The sequence below is a fragment of the Micromonospora sp. NPDC092111 genome, from assembly GCF_044755745.1.
GTDB lineage: Bacteria > Actinomycetota > Actinomycetes > Mycobacteriales > Micromonosporaceae > Micromonospora.
The window spans coordinates 309,606-329,062 of record NZ_JBIVRQ010000004.1 but is presented as its reverse complement, the minus strand read 5'-3'; the positions used below and the strand labels follow the sequence as shown (position 1 = coordinate 329,062).

Genomic DNA, 19,457 nt, shown 5'->3' with positions numbered 1-19,457 from the left:
GCGTCGTGCCCAAGTCTCAGGTCCGCAAGAAGAAGGTGTACACCCCGCCGACGGACGTCCGTCCGACCACGGCGGCGGCGACGCGCAAGCCTAGCCCGGTGTGGCTGCCGGCGACCGCGGTCGCGCTGATCGTGGGTGGCATCGGCTGGTTGGTGGTCTACTACCTCTCCGAGCAGGAGTACCCGGTCGCCTCGTGGGGCTACTGGAACCTCGCGGTCGGGTTCGGCGCGATGGTGGCCTCCCTGGTCCTGCTCTCCCGCTGGCGCTGAGCGCGGCGCTCCGGCGTCCGCCCAGACGGGTTCGAGGTCACCCCGCGCGGCCCCTGCCCGGCGCTTCGGCGCCGGGCACCCTATGGTGTCCGCAGGGCGGCGTGGCCTGGTGCGAGAAGACTCACGTTACTGCTGGGTAACCCTTGCGCGTAGGCTGCACTGCATGACCGAGCGGAGCGAGGTCATCGCCCGGCCCGGTCTGGGGTGCGGCAGCGGCGTCACGCCGGTCGCGTCCTGATCCGGCGGCCGGTCGCCGAGCCGCTCGACAGGCAGCAGACCGGGAGGCCAACTCGATGGGCAGCGTCCAGATCGTCACCACGATCCTCGCGGCCGCCATCACCGCCGTGGCGGTGTGGCTTGCGGTGCGCGCGGTCATGAAGATGGTGGCAGTCATCCGGCTGGGGCAACCCGCGCCGGAGCGGTTCACCGACAAGGGCACCCGCACCAGGACGATGCTGGTGGAGACGGCCGGCCACACCCGGATGCTCAGGTGGGGCGTGGTGGGCGCCGCGCACTGGTTCGTGATGGTCGGCTTCATCGTGCTGTCGCTGCTGGTGCTGGAGGCGTACTTCGAGGTCGTCTCGCCGACCGGCGGCCTGCCGCTGATCGGCGGCCTGGCCGTCTACGGCCTGGTGACCGAGCTGATCGCGGTGCTCGGCACCGTCGGCATCCTGGTGCTGATCGCGATCCGGCTGCGCAACCGGCCGACCCGGCCCGGTGGCCGGTCCCGGTTCACCGGCTCCACCATGTGGCAGGGCTACTTCGTCGAGGCCGTGGTCCTCGCGGTGCTGATCATGGGCTTCGTGATCCGGGGCTTCAAGGTCGCCACCGACCACTTCGAGTACCCGGTCTGGGCCACCCCGGTCAGCCACGCCGTCGGCGCGCTGCTGCCCGACTGGAGCGCGGGCGTCAGCATCGCCGCCTTCATCAAGATCGCCATCTCGATGACCTGGCTGATCGTCATCGCGCTGAACGTGACGATGGGCGTCGCCTGGCACCGCTTCCTGGCGTTCTTCAACATCTTCTTCAAGCGTGAGCCGGCCAGGCCCGCCGGCTCCGGCCTCGGCCCGCTGCGGCCGATGATGAGCGACGGCAAGCCGCTGGACTTCGAGGAGGCCGACCCCGAGAAGGACCAGTTCGGCGTCGCCCAGGTCGAACAGTTCTCCTGGAAGGGGCTGCTCGACTTCAGCACCTGCACCGAGTGCGGTCGCTGCCAGTCGCAGTGCCCGGCCTGGAACACCGGCAAGCCGCTGTCGCCGAAGCTGCTGATCCTGAGCCTGCGCGACCACGCGTACGCCAAGGCGCCGTACCTGCTGGCCGGCGGCGGCAAGGACCTCACCGGCGAGGAGAAGGCCACCCAGGCGCAACTCGCCCACCTGGACGTGCTGGCCCTCGCCGAGGCCGACAAGCCGCTGATCGGCACCGCCGAGGAAGGCGGCGTCATCGACCCGGACGTGCTGTGGTCCTGCACCACCTGCGGCGCCTGCGTCGAGCAGTGCCCGGTCGACATCGAGCACGTCGACCACATCGTCGACATGCGCCGCTACCAGGTGCTGATCGAGTCGAGCTTCCCGTCCGAGGCCGGCGTCATGCTCCGCAACCTGGAGAACAAGGGCAACCCGTGGGGCGCCCCGCAGAACACCCGCGAGGACTGGACCAAGGGCCTGGACTTCGAGGTGCCCCGGGTCGGCGAGGTCGACGACTTCGAGTACCTGTTCTGGGTCGGCTGCGCCGGGGCGTTCGAGGACCGGGCCAAGAAGACCACCCGGGCGGTCGCCACGCTGCTCAACGAGGCCGGCGTGAAGTTCGCCATCCTCGGCGAGGGCGAGACCTGCTCCGGCGACCCGGCCCGCCGGATCGGCAACGAGTTCGTCTTCCAGATGCTCGCCCAGCAGAACGTCGAGACCCTCAACGAGGCGTTCGAGGGCCGGGAGAAGCGCAACCGCAAGATCGTCGCCACCTGCCCGCACTGCTTCAACACCCTGGGCAACGAGTACGGCCAGCTCGGTGGCGAGTTCGAGGTGGTGCACCACACCCAACTCCTGGCCCACCTGGTCGGCACGGGCAAGCTCACCCCGGTCCAGCCGGTCGACGGCGGCGTCACCTACCACGACCCCTGCTACCTGGGGCGGCACAACCGGGTCTTCGCCGCGCCCCGCGAGGTGCTCGGCGACGCCATCCAGGGCGAGCTCACCGAGATGCCGCGCAACAGCGAACGCTCCTTCTGCTGCGGTGCCGGCGGCGCCCGGATGTGGATGGAGGAGAAGATCGGCAAGCGGATCAACGTGGACCGGGTCGAGGAGGCCATGGCCACCGGGGCGAGGACGGTCGCCGTCGGCTGCCCGTTCTGCTCGACCATGCTCAACGACGGGGTCAACGGCAAGGGCGCCGGCGAGCAGGTCGAGGTGGTCGACGTGGCCAGCGTGCTGCTCCGCTCGGTCAAACCGGACGTCGCGCCCGGCGACAAGGAGACCGCGCCGGTCGCCGGCTGAGGTCGTACCGGGGAAGAACCCGGACCTGCGACGGGCGGTGGCATCCCGCGAACACCGCCCGTCCGCCGGAAACGCGAGGCGGGCCGCCGCGTGACGGTGACCGCCGGGCGCGGCCGTGGAACAATCACGCCCATCGACGGCCTGTTGCTCGGCACGCTGTTGCCCCTGGTCGGCTTCGTCCTGCTGACCGCCGGCAACGCGTTCTTCGTCGCGGCCGAGTTCGCCCTGGTCACCGTCGACCGGGCGGAGATCGACCGGCGTGCCGGCGCCGGTGACCACACGGCCACCACGGTACGCCGGGCGCTGCGCGAACTCTCCTTCCAGCTCTCCGGGGCGCAGCTCGGCATCACCCTCACCGCGCTGCTCACCGGCTACCTGGCCGAGCCGGCCCTGGCCCGGCTCTTCACCCCGCTGCTGGCCCCGCTGGGCGGCGCCGAACGGTTCAGCCCGCTGCTCGCCCTGGCGCTGGCCACCCTGATCTCGATGCTCTTCGGCGAGCTGGTGCCGAAGAACCTCGCGCTGGCCCGGCCGATGCCGGCCGCGCTCGCCACCGCCGGACCGATGCGCGCCTTCTCCCGGACCTTCGGCTGGCTCATCGACGGGCTGAACAACTCGGCGAACCGGCTGGTCCGCCAACTCGGCGTGGAACCGCAGGAGGAGTTGGCCAGCGCCCGCTCCCCCGAGGAACTGGGCCTGCTGGCGGCCATCTCGGCCCGGGCCGGCGCGCTGCCGCCGGACACCGCCATGCTGCTGCGCCGGACCATCCGGTTCGGCGACAAGCGGGCCGCCGAGGCGATGACCCCACGGGTCGACGTGATCGCGTTGCGGGCCACCGCCACCGTCGCCGAGCTGCTGGACCTGTCCCGGCAGACCGGGCGTACCCGGTTCCCGGTCTACGAGGAGACCCTCGACCTGGTCACCGGCGTCGCGGGGGTGCCGGACGCGCTCGGCGTGCCGCTGGCCCGCCGGGCGTCGACCACCGTCGCGTCGGTCGCCCGGGAACCGGTGTACGTCCCGGAGAGCCTGGACCTCGACGGCGTGCTCGCCGCGCTGAAGGACGCCGGCGCGGACCTCGCCATCGTGGTCGACGAGTACGGCGGCACCGACGGCGTGGTGACCGTGGAGGACCTGGTCGAGGAGCTGGTCGGGGAGATCGCCGACGAGTTCGACCCGGCCGCCGTGGACGACGCCCACGCCACCGGGCTGACCGTGCCGGGCGGCGAGCGGACCATCCTGGTCGACGGGGTGCTGCGGGAGGACGAGCTGGCCGAGCGGACCGGCTTCCGGCTGCCCGAGGGGCCGTACGAGACCCTGGCGGGGTTCCTGATGGCCCGGCTGGGGCACATCCCGGTGCCCGGCGAGACGGTCGGCGAGGCCGGCTACGAGTTCACCGCCGTCGAGGTGGAGCGGCACCGGATCGAGCAGGTCCGGGTGGTCCGCCCCGAGGAGCCGCACGTCGATGACTGAACTGCTGGTCGCCGTGGTGCTGCTGCTCGGCAACGCGTTCTTCGTGGGCAGCGAGTTCGCGTTGATCGCGTCCCGACGTACCGTGGTCGAACCGCTCGCCGCGACGTCGAAGCGGGCCCGCTGGGCGCTGTCGGCGATGAACCAGATCCCGCTGATGATCGCCGGGGCGCAGCTCGGCATCACCGTCTGCTCGCTGGGGCTGGGCGCGATCGCCGAGCCGGCCCTGGCCCACCTGCTGGAGCCGGTGTTCCACGCGGCGCGGCTGCCGGACCGGGCCGTGCACCCGATCTCCTTCCTGATCGCCCTCGGCGTGGTGGTCTTCCTGCACACCGTGGTCGGTGAGATGGTGCCGAAGAACATCACGCTGGCCGGGCCGGAGCCGTCGGCGCTCTGGCTGGGGCCGGCGATGCTGGCCTTCTGCCTGGCCACCAAGCCACTGCTGCTGGCGATGAAGTGGGCGGCCCGGCAGGTGCTGTGGCTGTGGCGGGTGGAGGCGGCGGACGCGGTGAAGACGGTCTTCACCGCCGAGGAGTTGGCCGGGCTGGTGGCGCAGGCGCGTACCGAGGGGCTGCTCGACGCCGAGGAGCACGCCCGGATCACCAACGCGCTGGCGCTGCACGACCGGACGGCGGCGGACGCGCTGCAACCCTGGTCCACGGTGACCACGGTGGCCGAGGACGTCTCACCGGCCTCGCTGGAGGTGCTGGCGACCAGCACCGGCCGGTCCCGGTTCCCGGTGGTGCAGCGGACCACCCGCCGGGTGCTGGGCTTCGTGCACGTCAAGGACGTCCTCGGGTACGCCGGGGCGTCCCGTCGGGCCCCGGTGCCGGCCGAGGTCTACCGGCCGTTGGCGGTGGTGCCGCCGGACCGTACGCTGGCCGACCTGCTGCTGGCGATGCGGCGGGAACGGCGGCACATGGTGCTGGTGAGCGACGGCCGCCGGCCGCTCGGTGTGGTGACGCTCGACGACGTATTGACCGCAATAGTTGGCAAATGAAGGAACACCCTTTGTGTGCAAGTGATTGCACAGAAGTGATGGGGTGGTGGCCCGCCTTGATTCCGTCCCGCGCCTTCCCTAATGTTGCACCGGCCGCTGTGGGTCGTCTGCCTCCGTATTCCCCTTAGCGAGGCGCCCGGCGGTCGGTTGCAAAGGAGTCGATGCCGGTGGCAACCATGCCCCTCCATCGTCACGTCCAGGGCCAGCCGCCCGCTCGTCCGGCGGCCCTGCGCCGGGTCGCCCGCCGCCTGCTCACCCTGGTCGCGGCGGTCGCCGTCGGCGCCGGGATGCTCGCGGTGCCGGCCTACGCCGCGCCGTCGCCCGAGGAGATCGAGGCGGCCATCGACAAGCAGTGGGAGCAGCTCGAACCCACCATCGAGGACTACAACAAGGTCCGCGCCCAGTTGAAGGTCAACCGCAAGAAGGCCGCCGACCTGCAGAAGAAGATCGAGCCGCTGGCCCTGCAGAGCGAGTTGGCCCTCGGCCGGGTCGGCGACCTCGCCTCCCGCTACTACAAGACAGGCCCGTCGCAGGAGCTCAGCGCGCTGCTGACCACCAGCAAGCCGGGCACCCTCGCCGAGCAGTTGACCATCCTGGACCGGCTCGCCGCCGAGCAGCGCAAGGAGGTCGAGAGCGTGCTCGCCGTGCGTCGCAAGTACGACGCCGAGAAGCAGAAGCTCGATGCGCTGATCGCCGCCGAGGTGCAGCAGGAGAAGGACCTCGCGGCGAAGAAGACGAAGATCAACGCCGAGATCAAGCGCCTCCAGGCATCAATGCCGAAGACCACCGTGAAGGTGGCGGGCTGCCCCACCGTCGACGGCGTGGTGACCGCCGCCGCCCGTACCGCGATCAGGGTGGCCTGCGCGCAGGTCGGCGACCCGTACGTCTGGGGCGCCACCGGGCCGAGCTCGTTCGACTGCTCGGGTCTGACCCAGTTCGCCTACAAGGCGGCCGGGATCTCGCTGACCCACTTCACCGGCGCCCAGTGGAACGAGGGCCGGCCCATCCCGCGCTCCGAGGCACGCCCCGGTGACCTGGTCTTCTTCTTCAGCGACCTGCACCATGTGGGCCTCTACCTGGGCAACGACATGATGGTGCACGCCCCCCGGACCGGTAAGCCGGTGCAGGTGAGCAGCATCAACTACATGCCGGTGGCCGGCTTCCGCCGACCGAGCTGACCGCCACACGCGCGGAACCCCCGGTCCAGTGGACCGGGGGTTCCGTGTATCCGGGAACGACGTGTCACGGCCGGGCGGGTTGCGGATCGATAACGACCATCTCTACTCTGGTCAATCGTCGGCCGCCAACAGGTCCACCCAACCAGGGCGGCGACGGCCGGCACCGCCGAGTCGCCTGCGGGCGAGCCGGGGACCCAGGTACGCCGGGGTGAATCCGCAACCACTGCGGTAGGGCGCTCCCTTCCCGCCCGAACCCGTCAGCTAACCCGGTAGGCGGTCACGGAAGAAGGAGCCCGGAGCCCGGTGGCACACCATGCCCCGCGGCCACCGTCGCGCCGGACGACCCAGGTCGCCCGGCGGACGGCTGCGCCGCGCCCACGCTGGTCCCGCTTCACCGCCGTCCTCGCCGCCCTGGCCGGAGCCGCGGTCGTGCTGACCGCTGGCGGCACGGCGGCCCACGCCGACCCCTCGGTCGCCGAGATCGAACGACAGATCGACCAGGACTGGAACACGCTCGAACCGATCATCGAGCAGCACAACGCCACCCGGCAGGACCTCGCCGCCAAGCGCCGGCAGGCCGACACGCTCGGCCGGCGGATCGCGCCGTTGCAGCGCCGGGTGGACCAGGCCATGGACCAGGTCAGCGGCCTCGCCGTCGAGGCGTACAAGGGTCAGCACGTCTCCACGGTCAACGCCCTGCTGGGCAGCCGTACGCCCGGCCAGGTGGTCGAGCAGTTGGAGCTGCTGGACCGGTTCGCCAGCCGCCAGCAACGCGAGGTGCAGACCGTCGCCGACCTGCGCGACGAACTCGCCGCGACCAAGGCCCCGCTGGACGAGATGGTCGCCCAGCTCACCCGCACCGAGGCCCAGCTAGCGGCGAAGAAGAACCAGATCAACACCGAGATCGACCGGCTACAGAAACTGCGGCTCAAGGTGTACGGCAACGGCGGTGGCGGGCCGCTGCGCCCGGCCCCGTGCCCGGCCGGCTACCCCGGTGGCCCGGCCGGGACGGCGGTGAAGTTCGCTTGCGCCCAGATCGGCAAGCTGTACGTGTGGGGCGCGGCCGGGCCCAACAACTACGACTGTTCGGGCCTGACGCTGGCCGCCTGGGCGCGGGCCGGGGTGTCGCTGCCGCACAACGCCCGGCAGCAGCGCCAGGTGACCGCCCGGGTGAGCCGGGCCGACCTGCGCCCCGGCGACCTGGTCTTCTACTACTCCGACCTGCACCACGTCGGGATGTACGTGGGGGACGGCTGGGTGGTGCACGCCTCCCAGGCCGGCCAGCCGGTCAAGATGAAGCGGGTCGACGACGGGCCGGTCAACAGCTACGGCCGGCCCGACTGACGCCGACGTCCGGGCCCCGGGCGGGGCCCGGACGGTCAGCGGGTCGGCCAGGTGCGCCAGTTCCGCCAGGAGCGGCTCGGGGTCGGCCCACGCTGACCCTGGTAGCGCGACCCGTAGACCTCCGAGCCGTACGGGTGCTCGGCCGGCGAGGACAGCCGGAAGATGCAGAGCTGGCCGATCTTCATCCCCGGCCAGAGGGTGATCGGCAGGTTCGCCACGTTGGACAGCTCCAGCGTGACGTGCCCGGAGAAGCCCGGGTCGATGAAGCCGGCGGTCGAGTGGGTGAGCAGGCCGAGCCGGCCGAGGCTCGACTTGCCCTCCAGCCGGCCGGCGAGCTGGTCGCCGAGCGAGATCACCTCAAGGGTGGAGGCGAGCACGAACTCGCCCGGGTGCAGCACGAAGGGTTCACCCTCCGGCACCTCGACCATCGACGTCAGGTCGTCCTGCTGCACCGCCGGGTCGATGTGGGTGTAGAGATGGTTGTTGAAGACCCGGAACAGCTTGTCGAGGCGTACGTCGATGCTTGACGGTTGCACGAGGCTGGGCTCGAACGGCTCCAGCGCCAGCGCGCCTGCCTTGATCTCGGAGACCAGGTCCCGGTCGGAGAGCAGCATCGGCACACCATATCGAAACGAGCCGGATGAGCTGCGTGTCGGACTGCTTTTCGAACGCATGTTCGATAGAATGTCGGCATGGCTTCCTGGTCCGAATTCGCCGCTGACGAGCCCCGACTCGCCGACGGGATCCACCTTCTCCTCCAGCAGTACGGGTCAGGCTTCGGCTACCTGGCGACGGTCCGTGCCGACGGCGGCCCCAGGGTGCACCCGGTCTGCCCGCTGATCGTCGACGGCGGGCTCTTCTGCTTCGTCGTCGACTCGCCCAAGCGCCGCGACCTCGAACGCGACGGCCGGTACGCGCTCCACTCGTTCCCGCCGGAGGAGAGCGACGACGAGGCGTACCTCGCCGGTCGCGTCCAGCCGGTGACCGACCCGGCCCGGGTGGCCCTGGTGGCCGAGGTCGGCCGGGCGGCCCCGCAGGTCGACTGGCGGCTCTTCGAGTTCGGCGTCGACGTGGCCATGCTCACCCGCCGTGGTCACGGCGGCCCGATGAGTCCCGACGGCGGCCGGTCCACCGTGCAGGTCTGGCTGGATCCGGTGGCGGCCCACTCCGGCGGCGCCGCCGGGTTGCCCGAGCAGCGCCCGACCCGGCGCGGCCGGCACGGCTTCGACACCCGCCGGACGGCCGCCTGACCCCGGAAACGCCGGTGCCGGCTCCGTCCTGAGACGGAGCCGGCACCGGCGTCTGCGATGTCGTCAGGCCGCGCGGTAGGCGGTCCACGCGTTCACCATGCGGCTCGCCTGCCCAGCGGTGAACTGGTACATGCACGAGTCGTAGGTGTAGTCCATGAAGTTGGTGATCGGGTCCTTGCCGGTCGCGGTGCAGGTGTCCCGACCGGTCGGGCACTGGAACGCCGGCGACGCCTCGGCCGGGGTGTCGGAGACGCTGTCACCCGAGCCGGAGCAGCCACCCTGGAAGGTGTGGTAGAGGTTCAGCCAGTGGCCGATCTCGTGGGTGCCGGTGTCGCCCTGGTTGTAGTTGGTGGCGGTGCCGCCCGGCAGCGACTCGCCGAGCACGACGACGCCGTCCATCACGTCCAGGGAGCGCTTCGGGAAGGTCGCCCAGCCGAGCAGGTCGTCGCTCAGCTCACCCAGGTACATGTTGAGGGTGTTCTTGCCGCCGGTGCGCAGCGAGGTCTTCATCTGCCGCTCGGCCGAGGAGCCCTGCACGATCGGGTACCAGGCCGCGTTGGTGACCCGGTTGATCTGCTGGAGCTGGAAGGTGAAACCGGTGGCCGCGCCGCCGGTGGCACCGCTGTACGCCTGGTTTAGCACGGTGATTTGCGAGTTGATCAGCGAGTCGGGGATGTTGCCCCCGGCCCGGGTGCTGTCCCGCTGGATGACGTGCACGACGACCGGGACGGTCACCGCGGCCAGCGCGACCGTCTTGCCCTCGGTCGCGCCGGCGCGGAGGCTGGACTTCGACCGCAGGGTGCTGTTGCGCAGCGCGGCGGCGAAGTCCGCCTCCCGCTCCTGCACCTGCTTGGCGGTCAGCTCGTTCGGGTCGTGTCGCTTGTGGGCGGCCTTGCTGCCGCCACGGACCCGGGCGTCCGAGTGGACGTCGGTCGGCTCGGCGCAGGAGGCGCCCTCAGGAGCGGCGGAGTAGGCGGAAGCAGCGGGTACGACGCCCACCGCGGCGGTGCTCAGCAGCAGCGCGAGGGTCGTCGACGCGACACCGGCGGCACGCCGGGTCAGCAGGTTGGGACGGAGTCCCATGGGCCCACCTCTTTCTCGCGGTACGACAGGGGGTATGTCGTACCGTGGTCGAAAACGTGGGGGTGACGTTACAACCGATCGACACATTTGAGAACGGGCTTATGTTGCTCCTGTGAAACATCTGACCGCTCGTCGTTCCACAGGGTGAGTGGTCGATCTCTCAGGGGTGATGATCGGCGCGGCGAGGGGACCAGGGTGCGCGGGGCTGGTGACCTCAGGTAGAGTGATCCCGCCTGCGGGTGTAGTTCAATGGCAGAACATCAGCTTCCCAAGCTGACAGTGCGGGTTCGATTCCCGTCACCCGCTCCACGCACGAAGGCCCTGGTCAGGACGCGAGTCCCGAGCCAGGGCCTTTCGATGTCCTGCCGACCCTTGCCGTGCGGCTGTCGAGGGACCGGGGTTGCCGCGCGCACTGCGGTGGAGCCAACACCGGCGCGGTCGCGCGGGCAGCGAACATGAGGGACAGGCGTCCGACCTGTCGGCCTGCGTTCGCATCTTGGAGCTGCTCGCTCGATGTGCCGTCCTGCGTCGACGCCTCGCGGCGGCCGTGGGTGAACCAAGAGCGCGGCTACGAGCCCGCGTCCTGGGGGTACCAGCGCAGCTCGACCACGTTGCCGTCCGGGTCGCGGACGTAGACGGAGGTGGCCGAACCGCGCGCCCCGAACCGGCCGACCGGCCCCTCCACCACGTCGAACGCGCCGGAGGCGAGCACCGGCTCCCAGTCCAGCGGGGCGACGACCAGGCAGAAGTGGTCCACGTTCGACTCACCCCGTCGGCCGGGGAGCAGGTCGACGATGGTGCCCGGGTCGATCCGTACCGAGGGGAAGGGCACCTGCCCGGCCCGCCACTCGTCGACCCGCACCGGTGCCAGGCCGAGCTGGCCGCAGTAGAACGACAGGGAGCGCTCGACGTCGGTGACGGTGAGCACCAGGTGGTCGAAGCCGGTCACCCGTACCGCGCTCACGCCGCCACCTCCCGCGCGTACGTCGGCAGCTTCGCCGTGATCTCCCGCAGCGGCTCGTCGAGCCGGCCCGGGTGGGTGGTGAGGGTGGTCGTCATGGCACTCCTGTCGGTCGGGCGGCCGGTACGTCGGGTCCTCGCTGCCGGGGAGTTCCCGGCCAGCCTCCAGCCTGGCCGAGTGTCGGGCCGGAACCAAGCGGCGAGCCGGCCGGGGCCGTGGGTCGGGGCGGTCCGCCGGTACGGGGGCCGCACCGCGCAGCGTGTCCCGGCGGGCCTGGCGATGGTGAGCCGGTGGTAGCGGCGTCGGTGGCCGTTCCCGGTCTTTTCCGGCTCGGGCGCGGCCAGACGCTCCGCGGCGACAGGTCGTACCCTGGCGATCATGCGGATTGGCATCGTGATCCTTCCCGACCAGCGCTGGTCGGAGGCGCGGCGGCGCTGGCACCAGGTGGACGAGTGGGGCTTCGACCACGCCTGGACCTACGACCACCTGGGCTGGCGGGACCTAATCGACGGGCCCTGGTTCGACTCGATGACCACGCTGACCGCCGCCGCGGCGGTGACCTCCCGGATCCGGCTCGGCACCCTGGTCGCCTCGCCGAACTTCCGGCACCCGGCGGCGTTCGCCCGGCAGATCACCGCCCTCGATGACGTCTCCGGCGGGCGGCTGCTGCTGGGGCTCGGCGCGGGCGGCATCGGCTTCGACTCCGCCGTGTTGGGCGGGGAGACCCTGCCGCCCCGGCAGCGGGTCGACCGGTTCGGCGAGTTCACCGAGCTGCTCGACCTGATCCTGCGCGAGGACGGCACCACCTGGCGTGGCGACTGGTTCACCGCCGTGGACGCGCGCAACAACCCCGGCTGTGTGCAGCAGCCCCGGGTGCCGTTCGTGGTGGCCGCCAACGGGCCCCGGTCGATGCGGCTGGCCGCCCGGTTCGGTCAGGGCTGGGTCACCACCGGCACCGGCGAGGAGGACCTGACGGCCTGGTGGGACGGGGTGGCGGTGCTCTGCGCCCGGATGGACCGGACCCTCGACGAGGCCGGCCGTGACCCGGCCACCCTGCCCCGCTACCTCTCGCTGGACGCCGCGCCGGTCTTCTCGCTGAGCAGCGCGGACTTCTTCGCCGAGCAGGTCGCCCGGGCGGCGGCGCTCGGCTTCACCGACGTGATCACCCACTGGCCCCGAGCCAGTAGCTGGTACGCCGGCGACGAGGCGGTGCTGGTGGACGTCGCCACCCGGCTGCTGCCGGAGCTGCGGACGCCCTGACCGGGGTGGCTCAGGTGCCGAGGTCCCCGGCGCCGACGCCACCGTCGTCGGCGGAGATCAGCCGGAACCGGATGCAGGCGATTCCGGTGTCGTCGGTGACCGGGGTGCCGGCCCGCGCCCAGTGGGCCGCGTGCCCCGCCCGCCACTCCTCGATCGAGCGGTCACCTTCCCCTTCGGAGCGGGCGAAGTCCCAGGCGACGTCGGCGAAGCGGACCACCTCGATCCCGGTGACCTCGACGATCCCGACGAGCGCGTCGTGGTCGTCCACCAGGGCGAGCCGTTCGCCGACGTGCTCCAACTCCTCGGCCTCCTCGGCGTACTCGGTGAGCAGCCCGGCGGTCGCCGTCTTCACCCCGGCGAGGGCGAGCGTGTTGAGTCTGGCGCGCAGCTCGCCGGGGGTGCCGAGGGCGAGCGTGCGGAGTCCACCGAGCCGAGGCCACATGCCGCCGAGGTTACCCGCACGATGATCATCCGTCGTCCGGTTTCGGTGCCCCCACGGGTGGCCGGGCCACCGTTACGGTGGGGCCGACGACAGGAGGGAACCATGGCGGATCGACGCGCGGTACTCGTCCCCGGCCGGAGTTACGACACCCACTATCCGCTGTTCGCCTACCCAGGTGAGGGTCTGCGCCGGGCGGGCTTCGACGTCCACGAGATCGACTGGCAGCCGCCGGCGGGGCTGGGGACGGACGGCGCCGCCCCCGAGGTGGCGGTCGACTGGGTCGGCGGGCAGGTCGCCCCGACCCTGGAGGTGCCGACGGACCTGCTGGTCGGCAAGTCGCTCGGCACGCTGGCCGCCCCGCTCGCCGCCGAGCGGGGGCTGGCGGCCGTCTGGCTGACCCCGCTGCTGCACCGGCCGGAGGTGGTCGCGGCGCTGGGCCGGTCATCCGCGCCGTTCCTGCTGGTCGGCGGCACCGCCGACCGGTCCTGGGACGGTGCGGTGGCGCGTCGGCTCACCCCGCACGTGCTGGAGGTGCCGGACGCCGACCACGGGCTGCTGGTACCCGGCCCGCTGGCCCGGTCGGCCGAGGCGCTGGGCCTGGTGTGCGCGGCCGTGGAGGAGTTCGTTCAGGTCAACTGGCCGGCGTAGCCGCGGAGCGTCGTCCATGTCCCGGTCCTGGGAGTTGGAGCGCGTGTGAGGTCAAGGCCGAGACCAGCGTGCACGCCCGGACTTTGGCCGACGACATCAAGGGGCCGGACGGCACCGTCGTCGCGTCGCGGGAGGCCCGTTCCCGGCGGGCAACTCGTCCGCGGTGAGCAGGCCACGCACGCCCAGTTCGTCGGCGATCGGGACGGGCAGGTCGACCACCAGGGCGGTGGCGCCGAGCCAGGTGGCACCCCGGTGGGCGCAGAGGTCGCGCACGGCGCGCACCTGAGCGCCGGTGGCGACCCAGTCGTCCACCAGCAGCACCCGGTCGTCGGGCCCGAGCCGGTCGTCGCGCACCGCCAGGTCGACCCGGCGGCCCCGGAAGTCCGGCGGGCTCTGTGCCCAGCTCAACGGGCCGGCGGGAAGCCGCCCGTCGCCAGGTTTGTGAGCCGGGACGAAGCCCACCCCGAGGGCGGTGGCGGCGAGCGGACCGAGGATCAGCCCGGTCACCGCCGGGGCGACCACGACCGTCGGACGGGCGGAGCGGAACGGCGCGACCAGGGCCGGACCGAGGTCCGCGAGCACCTGTGGGTCCCGCCACCAGCCGGAGGTGTCGCTGACCAGGTGGCTGCTGCCCGGCCCCGGATCGATCCATCCGAACAGCTCCACCAGACGTCCGCACAGCTCAGCGCTCATGCCCTCATCCTCGACGGTGAATACCACCGGTGACATTCTGGCCCGTGCGGCCCACCGGGGCTCGGATGATCGGCTACACGTATACCTCTAATTCATGCCATAGCACCATGATCGCGTTGACTTCGGAAGTACTTCTCTCGTTACGGTCCGACCGTTCCGTAGGTATACGAAAGGACCGACCCGGTGGCTGGTAGGCACTCCCGTACCCGCATGTTCTCCTCGCCGGCCGGCATCGCCGCCACCGCCGCGGTCGGTGTCGCGCTCGCCGTCGGCGGCACCGTCGGCGCCGTCCGGCTCACCTCCGACGAGACCCCGGCACCGACCATCGTGGACGCCGTCACCCCCGAGGCCACCACCGACTCGCCGAGCCCCAGCCCGAGCCCGAGCCCCACGCTCGCGCCGAGCGTCAGCCCGTCGCCGACGGTCACCGCCAGCCCGACGGTGACCCGCTCCCAGGCCGCCTCCCGGAGCAGGCCGCGTACCGCCGCGCCGAAGCCCTCCGCCAGCACGAAGAAGGCCGTCGCCCCGAAGCGCACCGTCGTCGACAGCGGCTCCTGCGGCGCGTCCTTCTACGACGAGGGCCAGCTCACCGCGAACGGCGAGACCTTCGACCCGGACGCGTTGACCGCCGCGCACAAGACGCTGCCGTTCGACACCAAGGTCCGGGTCACCAACCCGGCCAACGGCAGGTCGGTCACCGTCCGGATCAACGACCGGGGACCGTACATCGACGGTCGTTGCATCGATCTGTCCCGGGCGGCCTTCGCCGCGATCGCCTCGGTGGACCTGGGCGAGCTGACCGTGAAGTACGAGGTGCTCGGCTGACGGCGATCGGCGGGGTGGTACGGGCCGGCCGGGCAGAACATCCTCAATCGTGGGGCCAGGTTCATTCTCCGGTTCACCTCCATCAGGCATGCTGTCCCTCGTACGTACGCATGCCTTCCTGTCGGGTCGCGGCCCGCTGAGCCCCGGATCCCGCGCCGGTGTCGGCGCGGCCGTCGGGCTGCTCGCGATCGTCTCGGCGGTCGAGCTGGCCGACGGCTGGGTGGTCCACTACGTCGCGCTGCTGACGGTGGCGCCGATCCTGGCCGCCGGCTTCGCCTCCTGGCGGGCGGTGACCGGGGTGGGTTTCCTCGCCCTGCTGGTCGGGGCCGGTTTCGCGGTTGCCGACCCGACGATGGCGCTGACCACGGCGGTCGCCCTCGCCGGGATCGCCTTCGTCACGGTCGTCGCGGCCGGGGTGGCGGCGGCCCGGCAGCGGCAGGCCGAACGGATCGCCGAGCTGTCCCGGCTGGCCTCGGTGGCCCAGCAGGCCGTGCTGCGCCCGCTCGGCCCGCAGGTCGGCACCCTCGCGGTGGCCGCCCGTTACATCTCCCCCACCGCCACCGCAGAGATCGGCGGCGACCTGTACGAGGCGATCGACACCCCGTACGGCGTCCGCATGATCATCGGTGACGTGCGCGGCAAGGGGCTGGACGCGGTCCGGCTGGCCAGCATCGTGCTCGGCTCCTACCGCCACGTGGCGTACGAGCGGCCCGACCTGCGGGCGGTGGTGGCCGACCTGGACCGGGCGGTGGCCCGGAACGTGGGCGACGAGGACTTCGTCACCGCCGCCGTGGTCGAGGAGCGGGGCGGGACGCTGACCATCGTCAACTGCGGCCACCCGCCGCCGCTGCTGCTGCGCCGGGGTGCGGTGATCCCGCTGGAGCCGCCCGCGCCGGCCCCGCCGCTCGGCTTCATGCCGGTGGTCCGGCCCCGGGTGGAGCGGCTGGAGCCGGGGGACCGGCTGCTGCTCTTCACCGACGGGCTCGGTGAGGCCCGCCGGGACGGGGAGTTCTTCCCCACCGCCGACCGGGCCTGGCGACTGCTCGGCCACGGCACGGTCGGCGACGGGCTGGCCTCGCTGGAGACCGCGCTGGTCGAGTGGGTGCACGGCCGGCTCGACGACGACATCGCGCTGGTCCTGATGGAGTACACCGGCCCGCGCAGCGGCGCGACGGTGCCGGTGCCCTCCTGGGAGGTCGGCGCGGCCGAGAGCTGAACCGCGGGTGTGTAATCGCTGTCACTCCGCCGCGCGGCTTGTCGCTGCTACCGGCGGGTAATACAGTTGTGGTTACTGATCGGTAACACCTGTCCGGAAGCGGGGCCAGCGAGCATGACCCACTACAAGAGCAACCTTCGGGACCTCGAGTTCAACCTGTTCGAGGTCTTCGGGGCGGACCGGACGTTCGGCCAGCAGCCGTACACGGACCTGGACGTCGACACCGCCCGCAGCTTCCTCTCCGAGGTCGACCGCCTGGCCCGCGAGGACCTCGCGGCCAGCTACACGGACAGCGACCGTAACCCGCCGGTCTTCGACCCGGCGACGCACACCGCGCCGCTGCCGGAGTCGTTCAAGAAGTCGTACCAGGCGTTCATGGACTCCGAGTTCTGGCGGCTGGACCTCCCCGAGGCGCTGGGCGGCACCAACGCCCCGCGCGCCCTCTGGTGGTCGCTCGCCGAACTGGTCCTCGGTGCCAACGCGCCGGTCTGGATGTACGCCTCCGGCCCGTCCTTCGCGCACGTGCTGCACGTCGAGGGCACCGAGGACCAGAAGAAGTGGGCCAGGCTGTTCATCGACAAGCAGTGGGGCTCGACCATGGTGCTCACCGAGCCGGACGCCGGCTCGGACGTCGGCGCCGGCCGCACCCGGGCCGTGCCGCAGCCGGACGGCTCGTGGCACATCGAGGGCGTCAAGCGCTTCATCACCTCCGGTGAGCACGACCTGAGCGACAACATCGTCCACTACGTGCTGGCCCGCCCGGTCGGCGTCGAGGGCGTCGGCGGTCCGGGGACCAAGGGCCTGTCCCTCTTCGTGGTGCCGAAGTTCCACTTCGACGCCGAGACCGGCGAGCTGGGCGAGCGCAACGGCGTCTACGCCACCAACGTCGAGCACAAGATGGGCCTGAAGGTCTCCAACACCTGCGAGGTGACCTTCGGCGAGCACGGCGTACCGGCCAAGGGCTGGCTGCTGGGCGAGAAGCACGACGGCATCCGGCAGATGTTCATGATCATCGAGTACGCCCGGATGATGGTCGGCACCAAGGCCATCGCCACCCTGTCCACTGGCTACCTGAACGCCCTGGAGTACGCCAAGAACCGCGTTCAGGGCGCCGACCTGGTCCAGCAGGCCGACAAGGCCGCCCCCCGGGTCACCATCACCCACCACCCGGACGTACGTCGTTCGCTGCTGTTGCAGAAGTCGTACGCCGAGGGCCTGCGGGCGCTGGTCTGCTACACCGCCTCCTGGCAGGACCGGGTCGCGATCGCCGAGGCGGCCGGCGACGAGCAGGCCACCACGTTGGCCAAGCGGGTCAACGACCTGCTCCTGCCGCTGGTCAAGGGCGTCGGGTCGGAACGGGCGTACGAGCTGCTCGGCCACGAGGCGCTGCAGACCTACGGCGGTTCCGGCTTCCTCCAGGACTATCCCCTGGAGCAGTACGTCCGAGACGCCAAGATCGACACCCTGTACGAGGGCACCACCGCGATCCAGAGCCTCGACCTGATCTTCCGGAAGATCGTCCGGGACAACGGCAAGGCCCTGGCGGCGGTCGCCGGTGAGATCCAGGAGTTCATCACCTCCGAGGCCGGCAACGGCCAGCTCAAGGAGGAGCGCCAGGCCCTCGGCAAGGCACTCGCCGAGATCCAGAACATCCTCGGCGTGATGACCGGCTGGCTCGGCGAGGCGCAGGGCGGCGACACCCGCAGCCTCTACCGGGTCGGCCTGGGTAGCCGCCGCTTCCTGCTCGCCATCGGCGACCTGGTCGTCGGCTGGCTGCTCCAGAAGCAGGCCGACGTGGCGCTCAAGGCCCTGGCCGGCGAGGTCTCCACCGCCGACAAGGCGTTCTACACCGGCAAGGTGGCCGCCGCCCGGTTCTTCGCCCGCGAGGTGCTGCCCCGCATCGGCGCCGACCGACGGATCATCGAGGGCGCCGACCTGGACATCATGGACCTCCCGGAGGAGGCGTTCTGATCCCCTCCGGGGCGATCGGCCCGCTTCGCCCCTGATGCGGCCGTTTTCGCCCCTGACCCGGCCCGGTCGCCCCTGCCCCGGCCGCTTCGACCCTGACCCGGCCCGCTTCGACCCTGCCCCGACCCGCTCCGACCCTGACCCGACCCGGTCGACCCTGATGCGGCCGGTTCGACCCTGACCCGACCCGCTTCGCCCCTGACCCGGCCGCTTCGCCCCTGACCTGACCCGGTTCGACCCTGCCCCGACCCGGTTCGACCCTGCCCCGGCCCGGTTCGACCCTGCCCCGGCGGCCGACGAGCATGTTCTCGTCGGCCGCCGCCACACATCCCCGCCTGGCCTGCCCGACCCACCTGACCCGCCGTGCCCGACCTGTCCCCGCCCGCGCCGGCCCGCCCTGATCGGCCCACCCCTGCCCCACCTGCCCCACGCGGTGGGGATGGCTCGTCACCATGTCGCCGATATGGCGGGGACTGCGGCGGTTGGATACCGCAACCTCGGCGGAATGGAGTCGATCATGCGGGGAGGTGCGCAGGTGCGCTGCGCGACGTGGCCCGTAGTGCGACCGGTGGCCGGCCGTGAGCTGGGCCGTGAGCTGGGCCGTGAGCTGGGGGGTGAGCTGGGGACGGCCCAGGGCCCGTCCTGTCCTGGACAGCCCGCACGGCCTGCTCACCGTCGCCGGCCGGCGACCCGGGATTCGCGGGGCCTGATCCGGTAGGCGGGCCGCCTGGCGGGTAACCGTCGCGGACCACGACAGGGCACGCCCAAGGGCCACCGCACGGGGGAGTGCAGCGCACATGGGCATTGGTAGCGGCATCTTTCTCATCGCGCTCGGCGCGATCATGACCTTCGCCATCCGGGCCAACGTCTGGTGGATCGACCTGCGCGCGGTCGGTTGGGTGTTCATCCTGGCCGGGCTGGCCGTATTGCTCACCACGCTCTGGTTCTGGCAGGACCGGCGCAAGCGGGCCCGCACACTCATCGTGGAGGAGAACCGGCTCTCCCACCCCACCGCGATGATGCCCCCGCCGCCCGACCCGCCGCCGCCCACCGCGCCGCCATCCTGACCGTCGGCACCGAGGTGCGTCCCGGCAGGACCGTGACGGCGCGAAGGACGCCTCGCCCGCCATCGTGGCGGACGCGCCGTGGTCGATCGTGGCTACGTGCCGGCCGGCTTCAGGCAGAGCAGGAGATCTCGCTTGGGTGGGCGGCCGTGCTGCCGGTCGTCGCCTCCCGGGGCTCCTTCGGGTGCGTCTGTTGCTGCTCCCGCGACAAGAAGTGCACCCGGTAGACCTCGACACGCCCCACCACTGCTAGCAACTCCGACACCCGGACGGGGCGGGACGCGGCACGGTGACGGTTGT

At 71.7% G+C, this 19,457-nt stretch carries 18 protein-coding genes, 1 tRNA gene and 1 riboswitch; of the genes, 14 read left to right on the top strand and 5 right to left on the bottom strand.

Translation table 11 applies throughout. The features are described from left to right. Positions 1-5 precede the first annotated feature (5 nt). From ACIQG9_RS12140 to ACIQG9_RS12115, 6 genes are all read left to right on the top strand, one after another. Complete coding sequence (locus ACIQG9_RS12140) at positions 6-269, top strand: cell division protein CrgA (RefSeq protein WP_400400768.1); 264 nt, start codon at positions 6-8, stop codon at positions 267-269. Positions 270-562: 293 nt separating this feature from the next. Continuing rightward, on the top strand, positions 563-2,761 hold the full coding sequence (locus ACIQG9_RS12135; RefSeq protein ID WP_400400766.1) for a (Fe-S)-binding protein: 2,199 nt from the start codon (positions 563-565) through the stop codon (positions 2,759-2,761). A 159-nt stretch (positions 2,762-2,920) separates the two neighbouring features. Further along, positions 2,921-4,228 carry a hemolysin family protein gene (locus tag ACIQG9_RS12130; RefSeq protein WP_400400970.1) on the top strand — a complete coding sequence of 436 codons (1,308 nt, stop codon included), beginning with the start codon at positions 2,921-2,923 and terminating at the stop codon, positions 4,226-4,228. Beyond that, positions 4,221-5,225, top strand: a complete 1,005-nt coding sequence (locus tag ACIQG9_RS12125) for a hemolysin family protein (RefSeq protein WP_400400764.1) — start codon at positions 4,221-4,223, stop codon at positions 5,223-5,225. The genes ACIQG9_RS12130 and ACIQG9_RS12125 overlap by 8 nt, the downstream gene beginning before the upstream one ends. Positions 5,226-5,386: 161 nt before the next feature. Then, positions 5,387-6,403, top strand: coding sequence for a C40 family peptidase (locus ACIQG9_RS12120; protein ID WP_400400762.1), 1,017 nt, complete (start codon positions 5,387-5,389; stop codon positions 6,401-6,403). Positions 6,404-6,557: 154 nt separating this feature from the next. Then, positions 6,558-6,694, top strand: a riboswitch (cyclic di-AMP (ydaO/yuaA leader). A 12-nt stretch (positions 6,695-6,706) separates the two neighbouring features. Further along, complete coding sequence (locus ACIQG9_RS12115; RefSeq protein WP_400400760.1) at positions 6,707-7,747, top strand: NlpC/P60 family protein; 1,041 nt, start codon at positions 6,707-6,709, stop codon at positions 7,745-7,747. A gap of 35 nt (positions 7,748-7,782) precedes the next feature. On the opposite strand, the gene dcd is transcribed toward ACIQG9_RS12115, so the two are convergent. Further along, entirely contained in the window at positions 7,783-8,361 is a 579-nt protein-coding gene (gene dcd / locus ACIQG9_RS12110; RefSeq protein ID WP_400400758.1) for a dCTP deaminase, read from the bottom strand. 78 nt (positions 8,362-8,439) lie between these two features. On the opposite strand from dcd, the gene ACIQG9_RS12105 reads away from it, so the two are divergent. Beyond that, positions 8,440-8,997, top strand: coding sequence for a pyridoxamine 5'-phosphate oxidase family protein (locus ACIQG9_RS12105; protein ID WP_400400756.1), 558 nt, complete (start codon positions 8,440-8,442; stop codon positions 8,995-8,997). Positions 8,998-9,060: 63 nt separating this feature from the next. On the opposite strand, the gene ACIQG9_RS12100 is transcribed toward ACIQG9_RS12105, so the two are convergent. Beyond that, positions 9,061-10,080 carry a zinc metalloprotease gene (locus ACIQG9_RS12100; protein WP_400400753.1) on the bottom strand — a complete coding sequence of 340 codons (1,020 nt, stop codon included), beginning with the start codon at positions 10,078-10,080 and terminating at the stop codon, positions 9,061-9,063. A gap of 235 nt (positions 10,081-10,315) precedes the next feature. Between ACIQG9_RS12100 and ACIQG9_RS12095 the strand changes: the two genes are divergently transcribed. Beyond that, positions 10,316-10,389: transfer RNA gene (locus ACIQG9_RS12095), tRNA-Gly, on the top strand. A gap of 259 nt (positions 10,390-10,648) precedes the next feature. Here the strand turns inward: ACIQG9_RS12095 and ACIQG9_RS12090 are convergent. Further along, positions 10,649-11,044, bottom strand: a complete 396-nt coding sequence (locus tag ACIQG9_RS12090; RefSeq protein ID WP_400400752.1) for a VOC family protein — start codon at positions 11,042-11,044, stop codon at positions 10,649-10,651. 375 nt (positions 11,045-11,419) lie between these two features. Between ACIQG9_RS12090 and ACIQG9_RS12085 the strand changes: the two genes are divergently transcribed. After that, entirely contained in the window at positions 11,420-12,301 is an 882-nt protein-coding gene (locus ACIQG9_RS12085; RefSeq protein ID WP_400400750.1) for an LLM class flavin-dependent oxidoreductase, read from the top strand. A gap of 10 nt (positions 12,302-12,311) precedes the next feature. On the opposite strand, the gene ACIQG9_RS12080 is transcribed toward ACIQG9_RS12085, so the two are convergent. Next, a complete protein-coding gene (locus tag ACIQG9_RS12080) occupies positions 12,312-12,743 on the bottom strand; it encodes an ASCH domain-containing protein (protein WP_400400748.1) in 432 nt (143 codons plus the stop codon). A 102-nt stretch (positions 12,744-12,845) separates the two neighbouring features. Between ACIQG9_RS12080 and ACIQG9_RS12075 the strand changes: the two genes are divergently transcribed. Further along, the gene (locus ACIQG9_RS12075) at positions 12,846-13,391 is read left to right on the top strand and encodes an alpha/beta hydrolase (protein WP_400400746.1); all 546 of its coding nucleotides are present in this window, start codon (positions 12,846-12,848) and stop codon (positions 13,389-13,391) included. Between the two features lie 96 nt (positions 13,392-13,487). Here the strand turns inward: ACIQG9_RS12075 and ACIQG9_RS12070 are convergent, their stop codons facing one another. Next, positions 13,488-14,084, bottom strand: a complete 597-nt coding sequence (locus ACIQG9_RS12070; RefSeq protein ID WP_400400744.1) for a phosphoribosyltransferase — start codon at positions 14,082-14,084, stop codon at positions 13,488-13,490. 183 nt (positions 14,085-14,267) lie between these two features. On the opposite strand from ACIQG9_RS12070, the gene ACIQG9_RS12065 reads away from it, so the two are divergent. From ACIQG9_RS12065 to ACIQG9_RS12050, 4 genes are all read left to right on the top strand, one after another. Continuing rightward, positions 14,268-14,909 carry a septal ring lytic transglycosylase RlpA family protein gene (locus ACIQG9_RS12065; RefSeq protein WP_400400741.1) on the top strand — a complete coding sequence of 214 codons (642 nt, stop codon included), beginning with the start codon at positions 14,268-14,270 and terminating at the stop codon, positions 14,907-14,909. 88 nt (positions 14,910-14,997) lie between these two features. Then, positions 14,998-16,125, top strand: coding sequence for a PP2C family protein-serine/threonine phosphatase (locus ACIQG9_RS12060; RefSeq protein WP_400400739.1), 1,128 nt, complete (start codon positions 14,998-15,000; stop codon positions 16,123-16,125). Positions 16,126-16,239: 114 nt separating this feature from the next. Continuing rightward, complete coding sequence (locus tag ACIQG9_RS12055; protein ID WP_400400737.1) at positions 16,240-18,096, top strand: acyl-CoA dehydrogenase; 1,857 nt, start codon at positions 16,240-16,242, stop codon at positions 18,094-18,096. Positions 18,097-18,890: 794 nt separating this feature from the next. Beyond that, positions 18,891-19,160, top strand: a complete 270-nt coding sequence (locus ACIQG9_RS12050) for a DUF6458 family protein (RefSeq protein ID WP_067300694.1) — start codon at positions 18,891-18,893, stop codon at positions 19,158-19,160. Positions 19,161-19,457: the final 297 nt, after the last annotated feature.

Bases quoted from the DNA above. Each gene is read 5' to 3' on its own strand.
- ACIQG9_RS12135 (WP_400400766.1), top strand. From the start codon at position 563: ATGGGCAGCGTCCAGATCGTCACCACGATCCTCGCGGCCGCCATCACC.
- ACIQG9_RS12125 (WP_400400764.1), top strand. From the start codon at position 4,221: ATGACTGAACTGCTGGTCGCCGTGGTGCTGCTGCTCGGCAACGCGTTC.
- ACIQG9_RS12120 (WP_400400762.1), top strand. From the start codon at position 5,387: ATGCCGGTGGCAACCATGCCCCTCCATCGTCACGTCCAGGGCCAGCCG.
- dcd (WP_400400758.1), bottom strand. From the start codon at position 8,361: ATGCTGCTCTCCGACCGGGACCTGGTCTCCGAGATCAAGGCAGGCGCG.
- ACIQG9_RS12105 (WP_400400756.1), top strand. From the start codon at position 8,440: ATGGCTTCCTGGTCCGAATTCGCCGCTGACGAGCCCCGACTCGCCGAC.
- ACIQG9_RS12100 (WP_400400753.1), bottom strand. From the start codon at position 10,080: ATGGGACTCCGTCCCAACCTGCTGACCCGGCGTGCCGCCGGTGTCGCG.
- ACIQG9_RS12085 (WP_400400750.1), top strand. From the start codon at position 11,420: ATGCGGATTGGCATCGTGATCCTTCCCGACCAGCGCTGGTCGGAGGCG.
- ACIQG9_RS12080 (WP_400400748.1), bottom strand. From the start codon at position 12,743: ATGTGGCCTCGGCTCGGTGGACTCCGCACGCTCGCCCTCGGCACCCCC.
- ACIQG9_RS12075 (WP_400400746.1), top strand. From the start codon at position 12,846: ATGGCGGATCGACGCGCGGTACTCGTCCCCGGCCGGAGTTACGACACC.
- ACIQG9_RS12070 (WP_400400744.1), bottom strand. From the start codon at position 14,084: ATGAGCGCTGAGCTGTGCGGACGTCTGGTGGAGCTGTTCGGATGGATC.
- ACIQG9_RS12060 (WP_400400739.1), top strand. From the start codon at position 14,998: ATGCTGTCCCTCGTACGTACGCATGCCTTCCTGTCGGGTCGCGGCCCG.
- ACIQG9_RS12055 (WP_400400737.1), top strand. From the start codon at position 16,240: ATGACCCACTACAAGAGCAACCTTCGGGACCTCGAGTTCAACCTGTTC.
- ACIQG9_RS12050 (WP_067300694.1), top strand. From the start codon at position 18,891: ATGGGCATTGGTAGCGGCATCTTTCTCATCGCGCTCGGCGCGATCATG.